At 64.5% G+C, this 20,890-nt stretch carries 21 protein-coding genes; 1 reads left to right on the top strand and 20 read right to left on the bottom strand.

Annotated elements, in window-relative coordinates; translation table 11 throughout:
* Window positions 1-18: 18 nt before the first annotated feature.
* Window positions 19-1,197: a hypothetical protein gene (locus tag Q0L25_RS01850; RefSeq protein ID WP_296611214.1), complete on the bottom strand. Its 1,179-nt coding sequence runs from the start codon at window positions 1,195-1,197 to the stop codon at window positions 19-21.
* Between the two features lie 77 nt (window positions 1,198-1,274).
* On the bottom strand, window positions 1,275-1,565 hold the full coding sequence (locus Q0L25_RS01845; protein WP_296611213.1) for an Hpt domain-containing protein: 291 nt from the start codon (window positions 1,563-1,565) through the stop codon (window positions 1,275-1,277).
* A gap of 83 nt (window positions 1,566-1,648) precedes the next feature.
* On the opposite strand from Q0L25_RS01845, the gene Q0L25_RS01840 reads away from it, so the two are divergent.
* The gene (locus tag Q0L25_RS01840) at window positions 1,649-3,436 is read left to right on the top strand and encodes a hypothetical protein (RefSeq protein ID WP_296611212.1); all 1,788 of its coding nucleotides are present in this window, start codon (window positions 1,649-1,651) and stop codon (window positions 3,434-3,436) included.
* A gap of 59 nt (window positions 3,437-3,495) precedes the next feature.
* Here the strand turns inward: Q0L25_RS01840 and Q0L25_RS01835 are convergent, their stop codons facing one another.
* The 18 genes from Q0L25_RS01835 to Q0L25_RS01750 form a co-directional block, all read right to left on the bottom strand.
* Window positions 3,496-3,774, bottom strand: a complete 279-nt coding sequence (locus Q0L25_RS01835) for a DUF1467 family protein (RefSeq protein ID WP_296611211.1) — start codon at window positions 3,772-3,774, stop codon at window positions 3,496-3,498.
* 10 nt (window positions 3,775-3,784) lie between these two features.
* Window positions 3,785-5,425 (bottom strand): ribonuclease J, encoded by a 1,641-nt coding sequence (locus Q0L25_RS01830; RefSeq protein ID WP_296611210.1) that lies wholly within the window; start codon window positions 5,423-5,425, stop codon window positions 3,785-3,787.
* A 113-nt stretch (window positions 5,426-5,538) separates the two neighbouring features.
* Window positions 5,539-6,318 (bottom strand): type III pantothenate kinase, encoded by a 780-nt coding sequence (locus tag Q0L25_RS01825; protein WP_296611209.1) that lies wholly within the window; start codon window positions 6,316-6,318, stop codon window positions 5,539-5,541.
* A 73-nt stretch (window positions 6,319-6,391) separates the two neighbouring features.
* Window positions 6,392-7,048: a biotin--[acetyl-CoA-carboxylase] ligase gene (locus Q0L25_RS01820; RefSeq protein ID WP_296611208.1), complete on the bottom strand. Its 657-nt coding sequence runs from the start codon at window positions 7,046-7,048 to the stop codon at window positions 6,392-6,394.
* A 59-nt stretch (window positions 7,049-7,107) separates the two neighbouring features.
* On the bottom strand, window positions 7,108-8,553 hold the full coding sequence (gene nuoN, locus Q0L25_RS01815) for an NADH-quinone oxidoreductase subunit NuoN (RefSeq protein ID WP_296611207.1): 1,446 nt from the start codon (window positions 8,551-8,553) through the stop codon (window positions 7,108-7,110).
* Window positions 8,553-10,070 (bottom strand): NADH-quinone oxidoreductase subunit M, encoded by a 1,518-nt coding sequence (locus tag Q0L25_RS01810; protein WP_296611206.1) that lies wholly within the window; start codon window positions 10,068-10,070, stop codon window positions 8,553-8,555. Before Q0L25_RS01810 ends, nuoN begins: the two co-directional genes overlap by 1 nt.
* On the bottom strand, window positions 10,067-12,175 hold the full coding sequence (nuoL, locus tag Q0L25_RS01805; protein ID WP_296611205.1) for an NADH-quinone oxidoreductase subunit L: 2,109 nt from the start codon (window positions 12,173-12,175) through the stop codon (window positions 10,067-10,069). Before nuoL ends, Q0L25_RS01810 begins: the two co-directional genes overlap by 4 nt.
* A gap of 4 nt (window positions 12,176-12,179) precedes the next feature.
* Window positions 12,180-12,485, bottom strand: coding sequence for an NADH-quinone oxidoreductase subunit NuoK (nuoK, locus tag Q0L25_RS01800; protein WP_066592512.1), 306 nt, complete (start codon window positions 12,483-12,485; stop codon window positions 12,180-12,182).
* Window positions 12,482-13,093 carry an NADH-quinone oxidoreductase subunit J gene (locus Q0L25_RS01795; RefSeq protein WP_296611204.1) on the bottom strand — a complete coding sequence of 204 codons (612 nt, stop codon included), beginning with the start codon at window positions 13,091-13,093 and terminating at the stop codon, window positions 12,482-12,484. Before Q0L25_RS01795 ends, nuoK begins: the two co-directional genes overlap by 4 nt.
* A gap of 144 nt (window positions 13,094-13,237) precedes the next feature.
* Complete coding sequence (nuoI, locus tag Q0L25_RS01790; RefSeq protein ID WP_174531921.1) at window positions 13,238-13,726, bottom strand: NADH-quinone oxidoreductase subunit NuoI; 489 nt, start codon at window positions 13,724-13,726, stop codon at window positions 13,238-13,240.
* Entirely contained in the window at window positions 13,720-14,772 is a 1,053-nt protein-coding gene (nuoH, locus tag Q0L25_RS01785; RefSeq protein WP_296611203.1) for an NADH-quinone oxidoreductase subunit NuoH, read from the bottom strand. The genes nuoI and nuoH overlap by 7 nt, the downstream gene beginning before the upstream one ends.
* Window positions 14,773-14,887: 115 nt before the next feature.
* Window positions 14,888-16,888 (bottom strand): NADH-quinone oxidoreductase subunit NuoG, encoded by a 2,001-nt coding sequence (gene nuoG / locus Q0L25_RS01780; RefSeq protein WP_296611202.1) that lies wholly within the window; start codon window positions 16,886-16,888, stop codon window positions 14,888-14,890.
* A gap of 51 nt (window positions 16,889-16,939) precedes the next feature.
* Complete coding sequence (locus Q0L25_RS01775; RefSeq protein WP_296611201.1) at window positions 16,940-17,431, bottom strand: hypothetical protein; 492 nt, start codon at window positions 17,429-17,431, stop codon at window positions 16,940-16,942.
* A 163-nt stretch (window positions 17,432-17,594) separates the two neighbouring features.
* The gene (locus Q0L25_RS01770) at window positions 17,595-18,236 is read right to left on the bottom strand and encodes a hypothetical protein (protein ID WP_296611200.1); all 642 of its coding nucleotides are present in this window, start codon (window positions 18,234-18,236) and stop codon (window positions 17,595-17,597) included.
* Window positions 18,236-19,540, bottom strand: coding sequence for an NADH-quinone oxidoreductase subunit NuoF (nuoF, locus tag Q0L25_RS01765; protein WP_296611199.1), 1,305 nt, complete (start codon window positions 19,538-19,540; stop codon window positions 18,236-18,238). The genes Q0L25_RS01770 and nuoF overlap by 1 nt, the downstream gene beginning before the upstream one ends.
* A 1-nt stretch (window position 19,541) precedes the next feature.
* Entirely contained in the window at window positions 19,542-19,709 is a 168-nt protein-coding gene (locus Q0L25_RS01760) for a hypothetical protein (RefSeq protein WP_296611198.1), read from the bottom strand.
* Window positions 19,709-20,374: an NAD(P)H-dependent oxidoreductase subunit E gene (locus Q0L25_RS01755; protein ID WP_296611197.1), complete on the bottom strand. Its 666-nt coding sequence runs from the start codon at window positions 20,372-20,374 to the stop codon at window positions 19,709-19,711. The genes Q0L25_RS01760 and Q0L25_RS01755 overlap by 1 nt, the downstream gene beginning before the upstream one ends.
* Window positions 20,367-20,822 (bottom strand): hypothetical protein, encoded by a 456-nt coding sequence (locus tag Q0L25_RS01750; RefSeq protein ID WP_296611196.1) that lies wholly within the window; start codon window positions 20,820-20,822, stop codon window positions 20,367-20,369. Before Q0L25_RS01750 ends, Q0L25_RS01755 begins: the two co-directional genes overlap by 8 nt.
* Window positions 20,823-20,890 lie beyond the last annotated feature (68 nt).

Raw genomic sequence — 20,890 nt, 5'->3', positions numbered from 1 at the left:
GATTTCGCGGGCAAGCGATTAACCGCCGATACGCAAACGCAAAGCTTCCACCGCGAAGCCGAGCGTGACACCAGCATAGCTCGCGGCCGCCGCCAATCCCCACACCGGATAGCCGATCAATACCGCCGGCAGCAGGATCAGCGGATAGGCGGCGGGGACTGCCCACCACCAGGGTCGCGTCACCACTCCTGCCGCGCGCTCCGCCAGAGCTGCGGCCAAAACCGTCGTTAGCGCCAACAATGGCGGTGTCGCGCTCGCGGCGAGGAATCCCACACGCTGACCCAACAGCAAGGTCGCCAGGGCGACCGCCGCCGGCGTACTCCAGCGTAATATCCTGCCTAACCCCCGCTCGTCGCGCAGCCACGCCAGCACATCGGCCAGCGCGAGAAATGCTAGCGCCAGCACGATCGCCGCCATGCCCGAGGCTGTCCACCCGATCGCGATTGCGGCGAGCCCGCCCATGCCGAACACACCACCGGCTCCCGCCAGCGCAACCGGAGGCACGCCCCGCGCGACCAGCGGCGGCAGCGCCAGTTTGGCGAGTGGCGCGACCAGAAAGCGGTCGACCCAGTTCGTCCGGGTGCCGAGCGCTGCCACAAGCGCCGCGCGGCCTTTCGCCGCCAGCGCGCGCGAATCGCGCTGGACGCCATGGCCCTCGCGCACCGCGGTTTCAGGCAGCGGCAATTGCTCCGCGCCGCGTTGCGCGATCACTCGCAATAGCGACGAGGCGAAATCATAGTCCGCCGGAAGCTTGACCACATCGGCGATGCGCTGCGGATCGATCGTGGCGATTCCCGCCCAAACCGCGCCGGGGCCGATCCGCTCGAGTTCGTCGCCGGTCGGGGCCACCAATAATGTATCACGATCGCGATCGCGCATCGCTTCGACCATGACGCTGGTCGTCATCAGCCCGTCCGCCAACCACATCACGCGCGCGAGCGGGTGCAGTTTGGCGAGCACTTCCGCGGGTCCGCGCACCGCGTCGACCGCGATGCCGCGCCGACCCATGCGATTGATCGCGCCAAGCAATTCGGGCGTCAGGCGCGAAACGACGACGATGATCTGCGAAGCGCCGGCGGCGATCAGCAGCCGCGCCTGGAATTCGATCAGCGTCACGCCCCCGACCGGCAGCGTCGCCGCCAGCATATCTGGGCGATCGGTCGCATCGGCTGTGGCGAACAGGAGCCCGGCAAGCATCCGCGGCTGTTAAGCCCCGCACTCGGCTATCGCAAGGATCGTGATTGCGCCGCCGGATTCCTCGGCGGGGTATGGGGTTAGAGCCGAGCCACCGCGCGCCGCAAGGTCCGCACGACATCGTCATTGCCGGGCGCATTCGCCGCTTCGGACGCGAGGCTCATCAGTCGGACCGCGCCGAAACTCGCCGCCAGCCCCTTGAGACGCGCCGTCGCGAGGCGCCATGCCTCATCGCTGTCAGCCGCCTGAATCGCGTCGATGGCCTTTTCCGCGCTGTCGACGAAAGCCGCACGCAATTCTGCGATCAGCCCCGGTTCGTCACCGACTGCCGCAGCGAGGGTCGCATCAATTGCACCGGGATCATAGGCCATGACCCGGACACTAACCCCAAGGGCTTTAACGGAAGGTTGCGCAATCGCTTTGAAATGGTCGGTTTTGTGGTAAACAAAGCGTCATGAACGGGGGGTCCAAGATCATCGACTTGCACGTCAGCGACGTTGAATACGCCGTGGCGGATGAGCCGTTGCAGCCGACCGAGCCTTACGAGGGCGAGGTTTTCGAGGAGCCTGTGGGACGATCGGGCGCGACGAAGTGGCGGATTTTCGCCGCTGTCGCGATCCTGGCCGCCCTGGCGTGGATCGGCTTTTTCGCCTGGTATGCCTGGCCTGCGATGCAGGCTGCGCCCACGCCGACGGTGCTGGCCGAGCTGGCTACGGGACTGACCGCGCCGTTGGCGCTGATCGCAGTCCTCTGGTTGGTCGCACGTCGGTCGAGCCGGATCGAGGCGCGCCGGTTCAACGATACCGCGCGATCGATGCGCGCCGAGGCCGAGCATCTCCAGGCCGTCATCGACGTCATGGCGCAGACGATCGACAGCAATCGCGAGAAGCTGGCCGATCAGGTTACGGTGATGATGGCAACCGCCAGCGCGGCCTCGGACCGCTTGAGCGAGGCATCGTCGGTGCTCGACAGCCACTTTTCCAAGGCCGAGACCGACGCCGCCCGGATCGACAAGGCGACCGCAAATCTGGAGGCCAACCTTCAGATTCTGGTCGCCACCCTCCCCCACGCGCATGATCAGACGACCGCGCTCGCCAATCAGGTCGAGGCGGTGGGTCTGACCGCCAGCGAGCGCGCCGCGGCGCTCGACGCCCAGGTCGTCGCGCTCGGCGAGCGCGCCCGAGACGTCGACAGTCGTACCAGCGGCGCTGCGGAACGCCTGTCTGCGCATATCGCCCGGATGGAAGCGACCAGCGAAACGGCTGGCGCCCGGCTCGAGCAAGTCACCAGCGCGATGTCCGATGCGGTCGACGGCCTGCTCGATCGCACCGCCAGCGCGGTGGATGAAGCGCGCAAGGGCATCGCCGCGCAAGGCGACGCCATGCTTGCTATGTTGTCGACCAACCAGGCAGCGCTCGACCGGACCGCGACCGACAGTACCGCCGCGCTGGCCGATCGCATCGCCGGCATCGAAGCCGTCGCCAACCACGTTGCCGCCACTCTTGCCGCTGGCCAGGAACAGGTCGACGCTCTCACCCGATCAATCGACGATACCAGCGGCGCGGCGCACCGCTTCGCCGGAGAGGCGGCGCCCCAATTGCTCGAGACGCTGATGCGCATCCGCGATACCGCCAATGCCGCGGCCGAACATGCACGCGAGGCGATGGCGCGCATCGCTCCCGACGCCGCCGACGCATTGGAAGCGGCGGCTTCGCAGGCAGTCGAGCGCAGCCTGGCGACGATCGCGCAGGCTACCGAAACAGCTGCGGCCTCGTCAGCCGAAGCGTCGGACAAGCTCAATCGGCAGATGCTGGCGATCGCGGAAGCCTCGAGCCAGATCGAAGCGAGGCTCGCCGACACGGAAGAAGCGAACGGCTTTGCGCGGCGTGTGTCGCTGTTGATCGAATCGCTCAACTCGGCGGCGATCGACCTCACCCGCATCTATTCGTCCGAAGTCCCCGATTCGTCCTGGATGGCCTATCTGAAGGGCAATCGCGGCGCGTTCGCGCGGCGAGCGGTCAAGCTGCTCGACGCCGGTGAAATGCGCGCGGTGCTCCAGGCCTATGATAGCGACGACACCGTCCGCGAACAGATCAACCGTTACATCCACGATTTCGAAGCGATGCTGCGCGGCATCCTGGCGCAACGCGACGGTGCGGCGATCGGCGTGACCCTGTTGTCGTCCGACATGGGCAAGCTCTATGTCGCGCTCGCCCAGGCGATCGAGCGACTAAGGACCTAGCCTACGGTGACTCCCGTCCTAGGAAGATAGAAGCGACTAGCTGGCGATCTGCCCCTGGCTCAACCCGCGCTGTTCATCGCGTCGGCGAGATCGAGCATATCCGGCGTTATCCAGCCGTAGATATAATTCAGCACGAATAAGGCCCACAGGACCGTCGCCACGATCGTTACGCGCACTGCGGTCCGCTTGAGGCTGAATTCGTGCGGCGCGCTCTCTGCTTGGCCCGGGACATGGGTTCCCCCCACTTCCTGCGTGGTGCGCACGCCGAAGGGCAGGACGAGGAACACCGAGAAGGCCCAGAACAAAAAATAGATCGCGAGCAGCGACGTCCAGCGCATTTCAGGGTCCTCAGGCTTCGATCACCAATACGTCGACCACCGGCTTCTTGCCGGTCCAGCGCGTCGCCACGCGGCGCACGCCGAGCCTGACGCTCTCGCGCAGGCTGTCCAGATTCCCGCGATTCGCCCTGACCGCGTCGGCAGCGGCATCGACCGCCTCGTCGAGAAAAGCCTCGCGATCTTCTTCGACCGGAACGCCCTGCAATTTGACCTGCGGAACGCCGACCAGCCGGTTATTGCCGTCGACCGCGACTGCCACCGACATCTGGCCATAGGTCGCTACGCGGCGGCGCTCGTTCATCGTCGCGCCGTCGGCGGGCAGGATGACGTCGCCGTCGAGCATCAGCCGCCCGACCGGCGCATGGCCCAGCTTTTCGGGCTTGCCCGGCGCGAGGCGGACGATATCGCCGTCGTTCTGGACCAGCGCCTGGGGAATGCCCTTGGACAGGCCGAACCGCGCCTGTTCCATCATGTGCCGCATCTCGCCATGGACCGGCACGAGCAATTGCGGCCGGATCCAGCCGTACATCGCCTCAAGCTCGGGGCGTCCGGGGTGGCCCGAAACGTGGACATGCTCCTGACGCTCGGTGACCATTTCGACGCCGGCGGCGGCGAGTTGGTTCTGGATGCGCCCGATCGCGAGTTCGTTGCCCGGAATCTGCTTGGACGAGAAGACGACGGTGTCGCCCGCCTCCAGCTTGATCGTGTGGTTGCCGTCGGCGATGCGGCCGAGCGCGGCGCGAGGCTCGCCCTGGCCGCCGGTCGCGACGACCAGCGTGTCGCGTCCGGGAAGCCCCATCGCCGCCTCGGGGGAGATCGGCTCGGGAAAGCTCTTGAGGTAGCCGTTGGCGCGCGCCACCGTCAGGATGCGATCCAGCGAGCGGCCGGTGACGCAGATCTTGCGCTTGCTCGCCTTGGCCACTTCACCCAGCGTCTGGAGACGCGCGGCGTTGGACGCGAAGGTGGTGACGACCACCCTGCCCTTCGCCTTCTTCACCGCGTCGATCAGCCCGTCGCGTACGCTTGCTTCCGAGCCCGACGCCTGCGGATTGAAGACATTGGTCGAATCGCAGACGAGCGCGAACACGCCTTCGTCGCCGACCGCGCTCAATTGTTCCGGCGTCGACGGCGTGCCGAGCACCGCGTCGCTGCTGTCGAGCTTCCAGTCGCCGGTGTGGAACACCTTGCCGTACGGCGTCTCGATCAGCAGCGCGCTCGCCTCGGGGATCGAATGCGCGAGCGGCACGAAGCGGAACTTGAACGGCCCGAGGTCGACCACACTGTTCGGCTCGACCACGTTCAGCTCGACGCGGTCCTGGACACCTTCTTCCTCGAGCTTGCCGCGGATCAGCCCCGCGGTGAACTTGCTGGCGAACAGCGGCGCGCCGAGGTCGTCGGCGAGATAGGGCAAGGCGCCGATATGATCCTCATGCCCATGCGTCAGGACGACACCGACCAGATTGTCGCGCTGTTCCTCGATGAACTGAAGGTCGGGCAGGATGATCTCGACACCAGGATAAGCGGGGTCGGCGAAGGTCACGCCCATGTCGACCATCAGCCATTTGCCCTGACAGCCGTAGAGATTGACGTTCATGCCGATCTCGCCCGACCCGCCGAGCGCGACGAAAAGCAGTTCCTTGCCTGGTGTCATTCAATTCCCAATCGTCGTTCGATTCCACGTCAGATCGCCTGAGACCCCGGCCTTCGCCGGGGTGACGTCCGTGGTTGGGCTCACGTCAGCAGCATTCACGACCCGCCCTTCGGCTAAGCCCTCTGCGCCCGTTCCCATAGCATGGCCAGCCCCTGGATCGTCAGATCGGGCTCAATTGCGTCGAACACGTCGGTATGCTGCTCGAACAGTACCGCGAGTCCGCCGGTCGCGATCACCTTGGCCGGGCGGCCGATCTCCGCCTTCATCCGCGCGACGAGCCCCTCGATCATCGCGATATAGCCCCAATAGATTCCGATATTCATCTGGCTGACCGTGTCGCGTCCGATCACCGTCGGATCGGCCGGCGCCTCGATCGCGATTCTGGGAAGCTTGGCCGCGGCGCTGACCAGTGCATCGAGCGACAAATTGATCCCTGGCGCGATGATCCCACCCTTATAGGCGCCGCGAAAGTCGACCCAGTCGATCGTGCTGGCGGTGCCGAAATCGATCACGATCAGATCGCCTTCGTGCAGGGCATGTGCCGCAATGGCGTTGACCGCGCGGTCGGCGCCCAGACTCTGCGGCTCCTGAACGTCGATCGCCATCCCCCATTCGACCGGCTTCTGCCCGGCGATCAGCGCATCGGTCTTGAAATATTTCTCCGCCAGCCACTGCAGATTGTGCGTCGCGCGCGGCACCACGGTCGAGACGATCACGCCATCGACCTGACTGCGGTCATAGCCTTCGAGGCTGAGCAATTGGCTCAACCAGACCGCATATTCGTCCGCCGTGCGGCGCGGATCGGTGGCGATGCGCCAGCGGCCCTTGACCTCGCGGCCATCGAGCAGAGCGAAAACGACATTGGTGTTACCGGCGTCGATCGCGAGCAGCATGAATTTGCCTCATCAGAGCATCGTGCGGAAAAATGGGAACCGGTTTTCCGCGAATAACGATGCGACCAAAAAACTAGAGCAGGAACACGTCGCCCGCGTGAATGACACGCCGGGTGCCGTCCGCCAAGCGAAGGATGAGCGCGCCGTCCGGATCGAGCCCGTCGAACAACCCGTCCACCGTCGGTCCCTCCGGGAGCCGAACGTTGAGCGGCGTGCCGGCCGGATGCGCGTTGGCGACCCAGCGGCGGCGAATCACGTCGACCCCTTGTCCGCGCCAGCAATCGACCCAGCGCGCGAACGCCTCTACTAGCGTCTCCACGAAATCCTCAGCTGCGATCGCGACATTATAGGCCGCCAGGCTGGTCGCGCGGCGATCGGTGTCGGTCGGGTGATGCGCCAAATTGACCCCTATCCCGATCACCACGGATTCGCCTGCGCGCTCCAGCAGGATGCCGGACAGCTTGGCACCGTCGATCAACAGATCGTTGGGCCATTTGAGCAGCGCCATGCCGGGAACATAGGCCGATACGGTTTCCTCGAGGGCGACCGCGGCAACCAAGGCGAGCGTCGCGGCCGGCGGGTCGCTGGGGCGAACGCGGACCAGTGTACTCGCGTAGAGATTGCCTGGCGGCGAGACCCAGGAACGGCCCAGCCGTCCGCGGCCGATCGTCTGGCGCTCGGCGCGCAACCATATGCCCTCTTCCACGCCCGACGCGGCCAGCGCGATCATGTCGGCATTGGTCGAGCCGGTTTCCGCAACCGTGCGGATGCGGCCGTTGGCGTCGCTGGTCAGAACAGCGCCTTCGCCGCCGCCATCGTCGCAACACCCAGTGGCTTGAGCGCAAACCAGCCGACCGGCGAGATGAACAGCGCCAGCACGGTGATCAGCACATATTCGACCATGGCGTTGCTACGCTGGAACGCCGGCGCCGGCGAGTCGAAGAACATCACCTTGATCACCCGCAGATAATAATAAGCGCCGATGACCGAGGCGACGAAACCGACTACTGCCAGCGGGTAGAAGCCCGCAGCGACCACCGCGTTGAACACCGCCAGCTTGGCGAAAAAGCCGAGCATCGGCGGGATGCCGGCGAGCGAGAACATGAAGAAGAGCATTGCATAGGCCAGTCCGGGCCGTGTTGCCGACATGCCGGCCATACTCTCGATCGATTCGACGGGATTGCCTTCCGTGTCGCGCATCTGAAGTACGATCAGGAAGCTGCCCACGGTCATCGCGATATAGACGGTCAGGTAGAGTAAGACCGCCGAGATGCCCTGTTGCGTGCCAGCCACGAGGCCGACCAGCATGAAGCCGACATTGTTGATCGACGAATAAGCGAGCAGCCGCTTGACGTTCTTCTGACCGATCGCCGCGACCGCGCCGAAGATGATCGAGGCGAGGCTGGCGAAGATCACGATCTGGCGCCATTCGCCGATCGCCGGCCCCATCGCCTCGATCGCGACGCGAACGCCCAGCGCCACCGCGGCGACCTTGGGTGCCGAGGCGAAGAAGGTGGTCACCGGCGTCGGCGCACCTTCATAGACGTCGGGCGTCCACATGTGGAACGGCACTGCCGACATCTTGAACGCCAGCCCGGCAAACACGAACACCAGGCCGAACGTCAGGCCGACCGACTTGCCGGCGCCATAAGCGACTGCGATGTCCGTAAAGAGCGTCGTGCCGGAAAAGCCGTAAACCAGACTGATGCCGTACAGCAGGATGCCCGAGGCGAGCGCGCCCAGCACGAAATATTTGAGGCCGGCTTCGGCCGAACGCTGATCGCGGCGCATGAAGCTGGCGAGCACATAGGCGGCGAGACTCTGCAGTTCGAGCCCGACATAGAGCGTCAGCAAGTCGCCCGCCGAAACCATCATCCCCATGCCGGCAGCGGACAGCAGAATCAGCACAGGATATTCGGGATGCAGGCTGTCGCCGTCGCCCCGCGCGAAGAAACGCGGCGCGATCACGATCGAGACCGCGGCGGCGATGTAGATCAGCACCTTGGAAAAAGCGGCAAAGGCATCCGCGCGATACAGTCCGTCGAACACGACTCCGGCATAGGAGGCCGGGCCGCACAGCGCGATGCCTGCGCCGATCAGCACGGCGACCGAAGTCCAGCTGACCGCGCGTGTCGAGGCCTGACCGCCCCAGGCGGCCACCAGCATCAGCGCCAAAGCGCCGACCGACAGGACCAATTCGGGAAGCGTCGCCTGAAGCGAAGCGATCCAATCCATTACGCGTGGCCCTCCCCGGCCTTGACCTGAGGATCCTTGGGCGGCGTCGGCCGGGCATCGCCCGCCGGCTGGGCGCGATCGATCCGCTGGAGCAGGACCTTCACGTCGCCGCGCATCGGCGCGAGGAAGCTTTCCGGATAGACGCCCATCCACAATACTGCGGCGGCGAGCGGCGCCAGCAGCGCGATCTCGCGCCCCGACAGATCGGCCATCGCCTTCACGTCGTCGAACTTGAGCTCGCCGAATACGACCCGCCGATAAAGGTACAGCATATACGCCGCGCCTAGGATGATGCCGGTCGTGCAGAGCAAGGTGATCGTCGTCGATACCTTGTAGGTGCCGGCAAGGCTGAGGAATTCGCCGACGAAGTTGCTGGTGCCCGGCAAGCCGACCGACGCCATCGTGAACAGCATGAAGAACACGGCGTAGCGCGGCATGTTGATCGCCAGACCGCCGTACCGCGAAATCTCACGCGTATGCAGGCGATCGTAAATGATGCCGACGCACAGGAAGAGCGCGCCCGACACCAGGCCGTGGCCCAGCATCACCATCATCCCGCCTTCGATACCCTGCTGGTTGAAGGCGAACAGGCCGATGGTGACGATCGCCATGTGCGCGACCGACGAATAAGCGATCAGCTTCTTCATGTCCGACTGCACCAAGGCGACCAGCGAGGTGTAGATCACCGCCACCGCCGACAGGCCGAATACCAGCCAGACCAGGCTCGACGAGGCTTCGGGGAACATCGGCACCGAGAAGCGCAGGAAGCCGTAGCCGCCGAGCTTCAGCAGGACGCCGGCCAGGATCACCGAACCGGCAGTCGGCGCCTGGACGTGCGCGTCGGGAAGCCAGGTATGGACCGGCCACATCGGCATCTTGACCGCGAACGACGCGAAGAAGGCAAGCCACAGCCAGGTCTGGGCATGGACCGGGAAATCGTGGTTGAGCAGCAGCGGGATGCTGGTCGTGTGCGCCTCGTTGACCATCCACAGCATCGCCACCAGCATCAGCAGCGAGCCGAGCAAGGTGTAGAGGAAGAATTTGTACGAGGCATAGATGCGGTTCGCGCCACCCCAGATGCCGATGATCAGGAACATCGGGATCAGGCCACCTTCGAAGAAGATGTAGAACAGGAACAGATCCTGCGCTGCGAAGGTGCCGATCATCAGCACCTCGGTCAGCAGGAAGGCTGCCATATATTCCGGCACGCGCTTCTGGATCGATTCCCAGCTGGCGCCGATGCAGATCGGCATCAGGAACACCGACAGCTCGATCAGCAGCAAGGCGAAGCCGTCGATGCCGAGCGACCAGCTGAAGCTGCCGAACAGCGGCACGCTCTCGACGAACTGCCATTGCGGGCCGCCGATCTGGAACTGGCTCCACAGCACCACCCCGAGCGCAAGGTCGAGCAAGGTGGCGATGAGCGCCAGCCAACGCGCTCCGCTGGCGCTGAGGAACAGGCACGCCACCGCCGCGACGGCGGGGATGGCGAGCATCAGGGAGAGAATGCCGCTCATTGCGCGATCGCCCAGGTAACGGCGGCGGTCAGGCCGATCAGCATGACGAAGGCATAAGTGTAGACATATCCGGTTTGCAGGCGGCCGGTGACGCGGCTGCCCAACGACACCACCCAGGCCGAGCCGTTCGGCCCGAAGCGGTCGATCAGGCCCTCGTCACCAGCCTTCCAGAACAGGCGGCCGAACGCGAAGGCGGGGCGGACGAACAACAAGTCATAGAGCTCGTCGAAATACCATTTGTGGTAGACGAAGTCGTACAACAGCCGGAACGTGCTCGTGAACCGCGCCGGGATATCGGTGCGCCAGATATAGGCCATCCAGGCGCCGATCAGGCCGAGCAGCATCACGAAGGAAGCCGACAGCTTCACCCAGACGGGCACCTCGTGCGCCGAATGGTAGAGATGCTCGTTGAACGCGATCGCGCCGCGCCAGAAGCGCTCGCCCGAATCCGGCTCGATGAACCAGCCGTGGAAAACGAAGCCCGCCAGCACCGCGCCCGTCGCCAGCAGGATCAACGGGATCAGCATCGACACCGGGCTCTCGTGCGGATGATAGCCGCCGCTGCCGGCGTGGATGTCCGGCGCGCCGCGCTGATCGGCATGGGGATCGCTGCCCGCGCCTTCGGCGGCCGTGTCGGCATGGCCGTGCGTGCCCTCGTCGTGACCGTGGTCGCCATGATGGCCATGGGCATCGTGCAGAGCGTGCTGGATATGCTCCGACGCGGCCCAACGCGGCTTGCCCCAGAAGGTCAGGAACATCAGCCGCCACGAATAGAAGCTGGTCAGCAGCGCGGCGAGGACGCCGACCCAGAATGCCCCGGTGCCACGGCCTGAGGCATAAGCGAGCTCGAGGATCCCGTCCTTCGAATGGAAGCCCGCGAAGCCGATCGGCTGCATGCCGAAGATGCCCGGGATACCGACACCGGTGATCGCCAGCGTGCCCAGCAACATCACCCAGAAGGTGAGCGGGATCTTCTTCCGGAGGCCGCCATAGAAGCGCATGTCCTGTTCATGGTGCATCGCATGGATCACCGAGCCGGCGCCGAGGAACAGCAGAGCCTTGAAGAAAGCGTGCGTGAACAGGTGGAACATGGCTGCGCCATACGCGCCGCTGCCGGCCGCGAAGAACATGTAGCCGAGTTGCGAGCAGGTCGAATAGGCGATCACGCGCTTGATGTCGTTCTGGCAGGTGCCGATCGTCGCCGCGAAGATGCAGGTCGCAGCGCCGATGAAGACGACGAAGTCGAGCGCGACCTCGCTCGTCTCGAACATCGGCGACAGGCGGCATACCATGAATACGCCGGCGGTCACCATCGTCGCGGCATGGATCAGCGCCGACACCGGGGTCGGGCCCTCCATCGCGTCGGGCAACCAGGTGTGGAGGCCAAGCTGCGCCGATTTGCCCATCGCGCCGACGAACAGGCAGAGGCAGAGCACTGTCATCGTGTCGAAGCGATAGCCGAGGAAGCCGATCGTCGAGCCCGCCATGTGCGGTGCCTGCGCCAGGATTTCGGGGATCGAGACGGTGCCGAACACCAGGAAGGTGCCGAAGATGCCGAGCATGAAGCCGAGGTCGCCGACGCGGTTGACGACGAACGCCTTGATCGCGGCGGCGTTGGCGCTCGGCTTCTTGAACCAGAAGCCGATCAGCAGATAACTGGCGAGACCGACGCCTTCCCAGCCGAAGAACATCTGGACCAAGTTGTTCGCGGTCACCAGCATCAGCATCGCGAAGGTGAACAGCGACAGATAGGCGAAGAAGCGCGGCTGGTCCGGATCCTCGTCCATATACCCCCAGGAATAGAGGTGGACGAGCGCCGAGACGCTGGTGATCACCACCAGCATCACCGCGGTCAGCGCGTCCACGCGGAGCGCCCAGGAGACGTCGAGGTCACCGGACTTCATCCAGGTGAAGACCTGGGTCACCGGATACGGATCGCCGCCGGTCAGATAATGGATGAAGATCGGCCAGCTGAGCGCGCACGACGCGAACAGCGCCCCGGTGGTCAGCACCTTGGCCGGCACGTTGCCGATCGCACGATTGCCGAGCCCGGCAATGATCGCAGCCAGCAGCGGCAGGAAAACGATGAGCTGGATCGTGATCACGCGCTCACCCCTTCATCCGATTGGCATCGTCGACCGCGATGGTCCCGCGCCCGCGGAAATAGATCACCAGAATGGCAAGACCGATCGCCGCCTCGCCCGCGGCGACGGTCAGCACGAACATCGCGAACACCTGCCCTACCAGATCGTGCAGATAGGCCGAGAAGGCGACGAAGTTGAGGTTCACCGCGAGCAGGATCAGCTCGATCGACATCAGCATGATGATCAGGTTCTTGCGGTTGGCGATGAGGCCAAGCACGCCCATCCCGAACAGAATGGCGGCGACCACCAGATAATGCGTCAGGCCGATCACAATTCCACCCCCTGGCCGACCGGCGGCTGCATGTTGCGCGTCGCGTCCTGCGGACGGCGTGCGACCTGGCGGCCGATCTTCTGGCCCTTGACCCCGCCGCGCGTGCGATGGGTCAGGACGATCGCGCCGATCATCGCCACCAGCAGCACCAGCCCGGCGCCTTCGAACACGAACAGATAATGCGAATAGAGCAGGTGCCCGATCGCTTCGATATTGGACAGCTTGTCCGGCGTCGGCGCGATCCGCTGGTCGAGCTTGAGCCCGCCCGCGCTCCACGCGCCGATCGCGATGAAGATCTCGCAGGCCAGTGCCACCGCGAACACCACGCCGATCGCCGCATAGCGCACGAAGCCCGCGCGCAATTCCGCGAAATCGATGTCGAGCATCATCACGACGAACAGGAACAGCACCGCGACCGCGCCGACATAGACGATGACCAACAGCATCGCGATGAACTCGGCGCCGCACAGCAGCATCAGCCCCGCGGCGTTGAAGAACGCCAGGATCAGCCACAGCACCGAATGCACCGGATTGCGCGACGTGATCGTCATCAGACCCGACAGCAGCACCACGGCCGCGAACAGATAAAAGGCGATTGCTTGGATCATATGCGGACCTGCATGTCGCCCTCACCCTTCCCACGCGCCTGCGGCGCGCGGGCCCCTTCCCTCTCCCAATGGGAGAGGGAGGGAGCGGCGAAGCCGCGGAAGGGTGAGGGTGATCCGGAAGAGAAAGGAATCATTGCGCGCCGCCTACCGATACGGTGCATCGGCGGCAAGGTTCGCGGCGATCGCGCGCTCCCAGCGGTCGCCGTTATCGAGCAGCTTCGCTTTGTCGTAGATCAGCTCCTCGCGCGTTTCGGTCGAGAATTCGAAATTCGGCCCCTCGACGATGGCATCGACCGGGCACGCCTCCTGGCACAGCCCGCAATAGATGCACTTGGTCATGTCGATGTCGTAGCGCGTCGTGCGGCGGCTGCCGTCGTCGCGCGGCTCGGCCTCGATCGTGATCGCCAGCGCCGGACAGATCGCCTCGCACAATTTGCACGCGATGCAGCGTTCCTCGCCGTTGGGGTAGCGGCGCAGCGCATGCTCCCCGCGGAACCGCGGCGAGATCGGGTTCTTCTCGAACGGATAATTGATCGTCGCCTTGGGCTTCCACATGTAGCGGAAGGTCAGCGCGTGGGCCTTGATGAACTCCCACAAGGTGAACGACTTGATGATCTGACCGACGCTCATGATCCAACTCCTACGCGCGTCACCATCAGATAACCCGACACGAGAAACACCCAGAACAGCGACAGCGGCAGGAAGATCTTCCAGCCCAGCCGCATCAGCTGGTCGTACCGGTACCTCGGCACCGTCGCCTTCACCCAGCTGAACAGGAAGAAGAACGCCAGGATCTTGACGAACAGCCAGATGATCCCGGGCACCGCATACATCCAGCCGACATTGAGCGGCGGGAGATAGCCGCCCCAGAACAGGATGGCGTTGAGCGCGCACATCAGGATTACGTTGGCATATTCGCCAAGCCAGTAGAGCGCGAAGCTCATCGACGAATATTCGGTCTGGTAGCCCGCGACGAGTTCCGATTCCGCTTCGGTCAGGTCGAACGGCGCACGCTGTGTTTCTGCCAGCGACGAGATGAAGAACACCACCGACATCGGGAACAGCAGCGGATTGATGAAATTGCCGTTGACCCAGCCCCAGGCGAAGCCCTTCTGCGCCTCGACGATCGCGCCGAGGTTGAAGCTGTTCGCCCACAGCACGACCGAGATCAGCACGAAGCCGATCGACACTTCGTAGCTCACCATCTGCGCGGCCGCACGAAGCGCCGAGTAGAAGGGATATTTCGAGTTCGACGCCCAGCCGGCGATGATGATGCCATAGACCCCGAGGCTCGACGCCGCGAGCACGTAGAGCAGGCCGACATTGATGTTGGCGAGCACCACGCCGGCCTGGAACGGCACGACCGCCCAGACGATCAGGGCGACCGTGAAGGTGATGATCGGCGCGAGCAGGAACAGGCCCTTGTTCGCCGCCGAGGGAATGATCGTTTCCTGCAGGAAGACCTTCAGGCCGTCGGCGAACGACTGCAGCAGGCCGAGCGGGCCGACCACGTTCGGACCGCGGCGCAGCGCCATCGCCGCCCAGATCTTGCGATCGGCATAGATGATCATCGCCACCGCCAGCATCAGCGGCAACGCGATCACCAGGATGTCGATGATCGTCGCGATGAACCAGGCCCAGCCATAGTCCATGCCGAGATAGGTGAACCAGGAGGTCATGCTGCGGCCTCAAAACACATCGTCGCCCCGGCGAAGGCCGGGGCCTCAGGCGAAAGTGCGACGCTAGAGCCGCCAGCGATCCCGGCCTTCGCCGGGACGACGGAGATATGCCGGCTCATTCCGCCGCCTCCGCGAAGGCCTGGCCGTGGAGCAGTTCGGCCGAGCATTGTTGCATCGTCGGGCTGGCACGGCAGATGGCGTTGGTCAGGTAGAAGTCCTTGATCGGATAAGCGATTTCGCCCTCGCCCCTGGCCGTCAGCGCCGGCGGGTTCCAGTCGAAGCTGACCAGCCCGGTTTGGCCGAGCGCGGGAACGTCGAGCGCCATTTGCGCGCGCAATTCCTCGAAAGTGTCGAACGGCAGCGTGTGGCCGAGCTTCTCCGACAGCGCGCGCAGGATCGTCCAATCCTCGCGCGCATCGCCCGGCGGGAATACCGCGCGCTCGCCGCGCTGCACCCGGCCCTCGAGGTTGACATAGGTGCCGGCCTTTTCGGCATAGCTCGCACCCGGCAGGACGACGTCGGCCGCCGCGGCACCTTTGTCGCCGTGATGGCCGATATAGACCTTGAAGCTCTTGGCGAAGTTGGAGAAATCGACCTCGTCCGCGCCGAGCAGGAAGAGCAGCTTCGGATTGGCCGCGGCCACATCCGCGATCCCGCCCTTCTGCGCATAACCGAGCATCAGCCCGCCCATCCGCGCGGCGGAGAAGTGCAGCACGTTGAACCCGTTCCAACCATTCTTCACGACACCGAGCGTCTTGGCGAGCGCCAGCGTCGCGCCATGCCCGCCCTTGAGCGCCGCGCCGCCGACGATGATCATCGGGCGCTGCGCGTCCTTGAACGCATCGGCCGCCGCCTGGGGCAGATTGCCGAGCAGCGACAAATCGTTGCCCAGCCATTCGATCTTGTAGGTCAGGTCGGTCTCGGGCCCGATCGCGAAGACCTTGGCGCCCTTCTTGATCGCTTTCCGAATGCGGGTGTTCACCAACGGCGCTTCCCAGCGCAGATTGGTGCCGACCAACAGGATCGCGTCGGCGGTTTCGGCGCCGGCGATCGTCGTGTTGAAATTGACTGCGGCCAAGTTCGACACGTCATAGTCCATGCCGGTCTGGCGCCCTTCGAGCAGCGAGCCGCCCATCGCCTGAACCAGAGCCTTGGCCGCGAACATCGTCTCGCAATCGACCAGGTCGCCGGCGATCGCCGCGACGCTCTTGCCGGCCTTCACCGCCGCGATCGCCGCGAATGCCTCGTCCCAGGTCGCCGCGACCAGCTTGCCGTCCTTACGGACATAGGGCCTGTCGAGGCGCCGTCGGACCAGGCCGTCGACCGCATGGCGGGTCTTGTCGGTCGCCCATTCCTCGTTGACGTCGTCATTGACGCGCGGCAGCGCGCGCAGCACCTGGCGCCCGCGGCTGTCGAGGCGGATATTGGTGCCGACCGCATCCATCACGTCGATCGCCAGCGTCTTCTTGAGTTCCCAGGGCCGCGCCTCGAACGCATAGGGCTTCGAGGTCAGCGCGCCGACCGGGCACAAGTCCACGACATTGCCCGACAATTCGCTCGTCACCGCCTGTTCGAGGTACGAGGTGATCTGCATGTCCTCGCCGCGATAGATCGCGCCGATCTCCTCGACCCCGGCGACTTCCTCGGCGAAGCGGATGCAGCGGGTGCACTGGATGCAGCGGGTCATGACCGTCTTGACGATCGGACCCATGTACTTCTCGGTCACCGCGCGCTTGTTCTCGGTGTAGCGCGAGGCGCCGCGGCCATAAGCGACCGACTGGTCCTGCAGGTCGCACTCGCCGCCCTGATCGCAGATCGGACAATCGAGCGGGTGATTGATCAGCAGGAATTCCATCACGCCTTCGCGCGCGTTCTTCACCATCGGGGTGTTGGTGAAGATCTCCTGATTGTCCGCCGCGGGCAGCGCGCACGACGCCTGGGGCTTGGGCGGCCCCGGCTTCACTTCGACCAGGCACATGCGGCAATTGCCGGCGATCGACAGCCGCTCGTGATAACAGAAACGCGGGATTTCCTTGCCGGCAGCCTCGCACGCCTGGAGCACCGTAGCGCCGGCGGGGACTTCGACCTCGATCCCGTCTACTTTGAGCTTAGGCATTCCTAGTTCCCATATCGGGGCAGCTGACAATGTGTTGGCACGTCATTCGTCTTACTTCGACAGCATGTGATAGAGCGGTTCGGCCAGGATCAGCCGCAGATCACCCCGCTTCACCGTGAAATTCTGACGCGGTGCTAGGCAATCGTCGAGCGACGGCCGAAGTGCATCGATCGTCGCTGCCTCGTCGCGGCTTCCGGCCGGCGACTGGATCAAACGCAGTGCCTTAGCCGGCGCCAAGTCGACGACGCAATCGCCGAACTGGCGCACTGCCACTAGGCGCTGATTCCCATCGGTCGACAAAAGGGCCCAGCGCGCGCGCGGCGGTGGAGACGCAGTATCGACCGCTCCTTTACCGAGCCGATTTTGGAGCGCGGCATAAGCAATTTCTGCGCGCTCGCGCCACGCCAGATTGCCTATAGCTATGCGGTTGTCGCTGCACCCGCCATAATACACAAGAACGCCACGCGCGGCGCGCGCCTCGGCCTGGGACCCCGGAACGGTGTCGAGTAGCTTGCGAACTTCCCACAGGTCGTTGTCAACCACGCATTCGGCGACATCAGACCCGGCCGGTGGTTCGCTCGCCAACTGAGGCGGAATCGGGACTGGCGCCATACCCGACATCAAAAACGCATAGAGAGCGATCATCCTACCCCTCCCGTCTCGCGGCCAGCGGCCGTCACCGCACCAAGGATGTTCATCGCGGTCATCATTTCGCGCCGCCTTGCGCCGCCTGCTTCAGCGCGACCATTCGCTTGTAGAGCGCCTCGGACAGGGTCGCCTGCAATCCCCACATCGTGACCCGCACCTGCGCCTTGGGCGGCAGGCAATCCGATAGCGAGGGCCGCAAGGCTGCGATTGCGCTCTTCTCGGCGGCCGTCGCGGGGTCCGACAGCACCAGCGCCCGCGCGCCGTCGGGCGACAGCTTCGCCACGCATGCCCCAAAATTGATCGAGGCCTGATCGTCGGTCAGCTTGGTCGCCACAAGCGCGGACAGTGTCTCGCGAGGCATCAGAGCGTAATCGCGCATGTAAAGCGCGCGATAGACCGCGCCGCGGAACAGCGGCGGCGACATTTTCAAGGTTCCCGTCGACAAGCAATCGTCCTGCGCGATCTTGGCCAGCGCCCGAGTCTGTGCGGCATCGTCGGTTTGCGCGATCGCACGCTGCACGAGTCCGTAATGTTGCTTCACGACGCACAGGCCGTAGCGGTTCATCAGCTCGCGCGCGCGATCGATGTCCGATAGATTACGCTCCGACGGCACGGCGATGGCATAGGGCGTGTACTGCGCCGATACCGGCACAGCCCACACACTCGTCAGCGCGACGCCGAGAAGAGCGACGCACTTCATTACTCTGCGGCCTCCTGCATCGGCGCAGCGGTCGTGCCCTGGCGCTCTTGGATGCGGCGTTCGATTTCGGGGCGGAAATGGCGGATCAGGCCCTGGATCGGCCATGCAGCGGCGTCGCCCAAGGCGCAGATCGTGTGGCCCTCGACCTGCTTGGTGACGTTGTAGAGCGTGTCGATCTCGCTGACATCGGCATCGCCGGTGCGCAACCGCTCCATCACGCGCCACATCCAGCCAGTGCCTTCGCGGCACGGCGTGCACTGGCCGCAGCTCTCATGCTTGTAGAAATAGCTGAGCCGGCTGATCGCGCGGACGATGTCGGTCGACTTGTCCATGACGATGACCGCCGCCGTACCCAGGCCGGAGCCGAGCGCGCGCAGCCCGTCGAAGTCCATCGGGCAGTCCATGATCTGCGCCGCCGGCACCAGCGGCACCGACGATCCGCCCGGGATCACCGCAAGGAGATTGTCCCAGCCGCCGCGAATGCCGCCGCAATGTTCCTCGATCAGCTGGCGGAACGGGATCGACATGGCCTCTTCGACCACGCACGGCTTGTTCACATGGCCGCTGATCTGGAAGAGCTTGGTTCCGCGATTATTCTCGGCGCCGAAGCTGGCGAACCATTCGGGGCCGCGGCGCAGGATGGTCGGCGCGACGGCGATCGATTCGACATTATTGACCGTGGTCGGACAGCCATAGAGGCCCGCGCCTGCCGGGAATGGCGGCTTGAGCCGCGGCTGGCCCTTCTTGCCCTCCAGGCTCTCGAGCATCGCGGTCTCTTCGCCGCAGATATAGGCGCCTGCGCCGCGATGGACGAAGACGTCGAAATCATAGCCCGAGCCGCAGGCGTTCTTGCCGATCAGCCCGGCGTCATAAGCCTCGGCCACGGCCGCAAACAGCGTCTCCGCCTCACGGATATATTCGCCGCGGATGTAGATATAGGCGGCGCGCGCGCGCATCGCGAAGCCGGCGACGAGAGCGCCCTCGATCAGCTTGTGCGGATCGTGGCGGATGATCTCGCGGTCCTTGCACGACCCCGGCTCGGATTCGTCGGCGTTGATCACCAGGAAATTGGGACGGTCGGGCCGCGGCTCCTTGGGCATGAAGCCCCATTTGGTGCCGGTCGGGAACCCTGCCCCGCCGCGCCCGCGCAAGCCGGACGCCTTGATCCGGTCGATGATCGTGTCCGCGCCGATCTCGAGCAATTTCTTGGTATTGTCCCAATCGCCACGCGCCTGCGCCGCCTTCAGCCCCCAGGGCTGAAAGCCGTAGACGTTGGTGAAGATGCGATCCTTGTCCGCGAGCATCCTATCGCTTCCCCATCGCATTCTGGACAAAATAGAAGATCACCAGCACCGCGCCGACGACAAGCGCGAGCCCGATCAGCGCGAACGCGACGCGCAGGACGAGCCCCAGAATCACCAGCGCGCCGATGATGGCGAAGACGGCGATGATCGGATTGACGTTACCACGCATTACCATTGCCCCCTGTAATCGTGGTTCTCGGTGACCATTTCCTTGAGCGTGGTCGGACCACCCTCGGGGCAGCTCGCACGACGGCCGATCTGCGACCCGACTTGCGGCTGCTCGCCCTTTGCAAGGGCCTCCAACACCGCGATCGTGCGGTCGTAGTCGAGGTCCTCGTAATTGTCGTCGTTGATCTGGACCATCGGCGCGTTGGCGCAGACGCCCAGGCACTCGACTTCGCTCAGGGTGAACAAGCCGTCGGCGGTGGTGTGGCCCTTGGCCAGCCCCTTCGCCTTGCAAGCCTTGAGCACATCGTCGCTGCCGGCCAGCATGCACGGCGTCGTGCCGCAGACCTGGACGTGATAGCGGCCGACCGGCGCCATGTTGAACATCGTGTAGAAGGTCGCGACTTCGTAGACGCGCATATACGGCACGCCGATCTGCTTCGCGACGAACTCGATCACCGGCACCGGCAACCAGCCCTGCGTCTGCGTCTCGGCACCGACCTGGCGCTGGGCGAGGTCGAGCAGCGGCAGCGACGCCGATTGCGCGCGGCCCGGGGGATAGCGGCCGATGATTTCCTTCGCCTTGGCAGCGTTCTCCGCGGTCCACGCGAAATCGCCCCAGCGTGCGCGGGTCTCTGCCTCGTCCGGGATTTGGGGTGCTTCAGCCATTCTTATTCCTCGCGAAGCCCGCGCCCATCGGCGCCCCCTCGTTCAAATAGATAATTTTCGTACTAGCGCCCTGAACACCGACGCCGAGGTACACGCGATTCCAACCAGCAATAGGCCGACTACAATTCAAGCGAATTAGAAAGTATTCCCGACCGTTTTCAGCACCCAAATCTTCTGCGGGCCGCGCTAGGCAACCCTGTAGCTCACGGCGCGCTGTCGCTATATCAATCCAGCGAGTCGGATACTGCTTTTCCAGCTGATTTCCATTCACAACGCCAATTTTGGCGCGATTGATTAGTCCAATCCCTTTTCCCGACAACAACTGAGCTACCGCGTTGAAAGCAATTGCACGGTTAGCCGGGCTAACAACAACGCTTGGAGAACCGGATTGGCGATCTTCGGGAAGGACCATCGCCTTACCAGGACTCGATCCCTGCACGTCAACCATCACCACGTGCAACGGCCAATCCCGTGCACCAACCAACATGACCAACGCCGCTGCTAGAACGGGCGTCC

This window comes from Sphingomonas sp., from assembly GCF_024508665.1.
Lineage (GTDB): Bacteria > Pseudomonadota > Alphaproteobacteria > Sphingomonadales > Sphingomonadaceae > Sphingomonas.
Note: the sequence above shows the minus strand (reverse complement) of the source record. Positions and strands in the feature narration are given on the sequence as shown.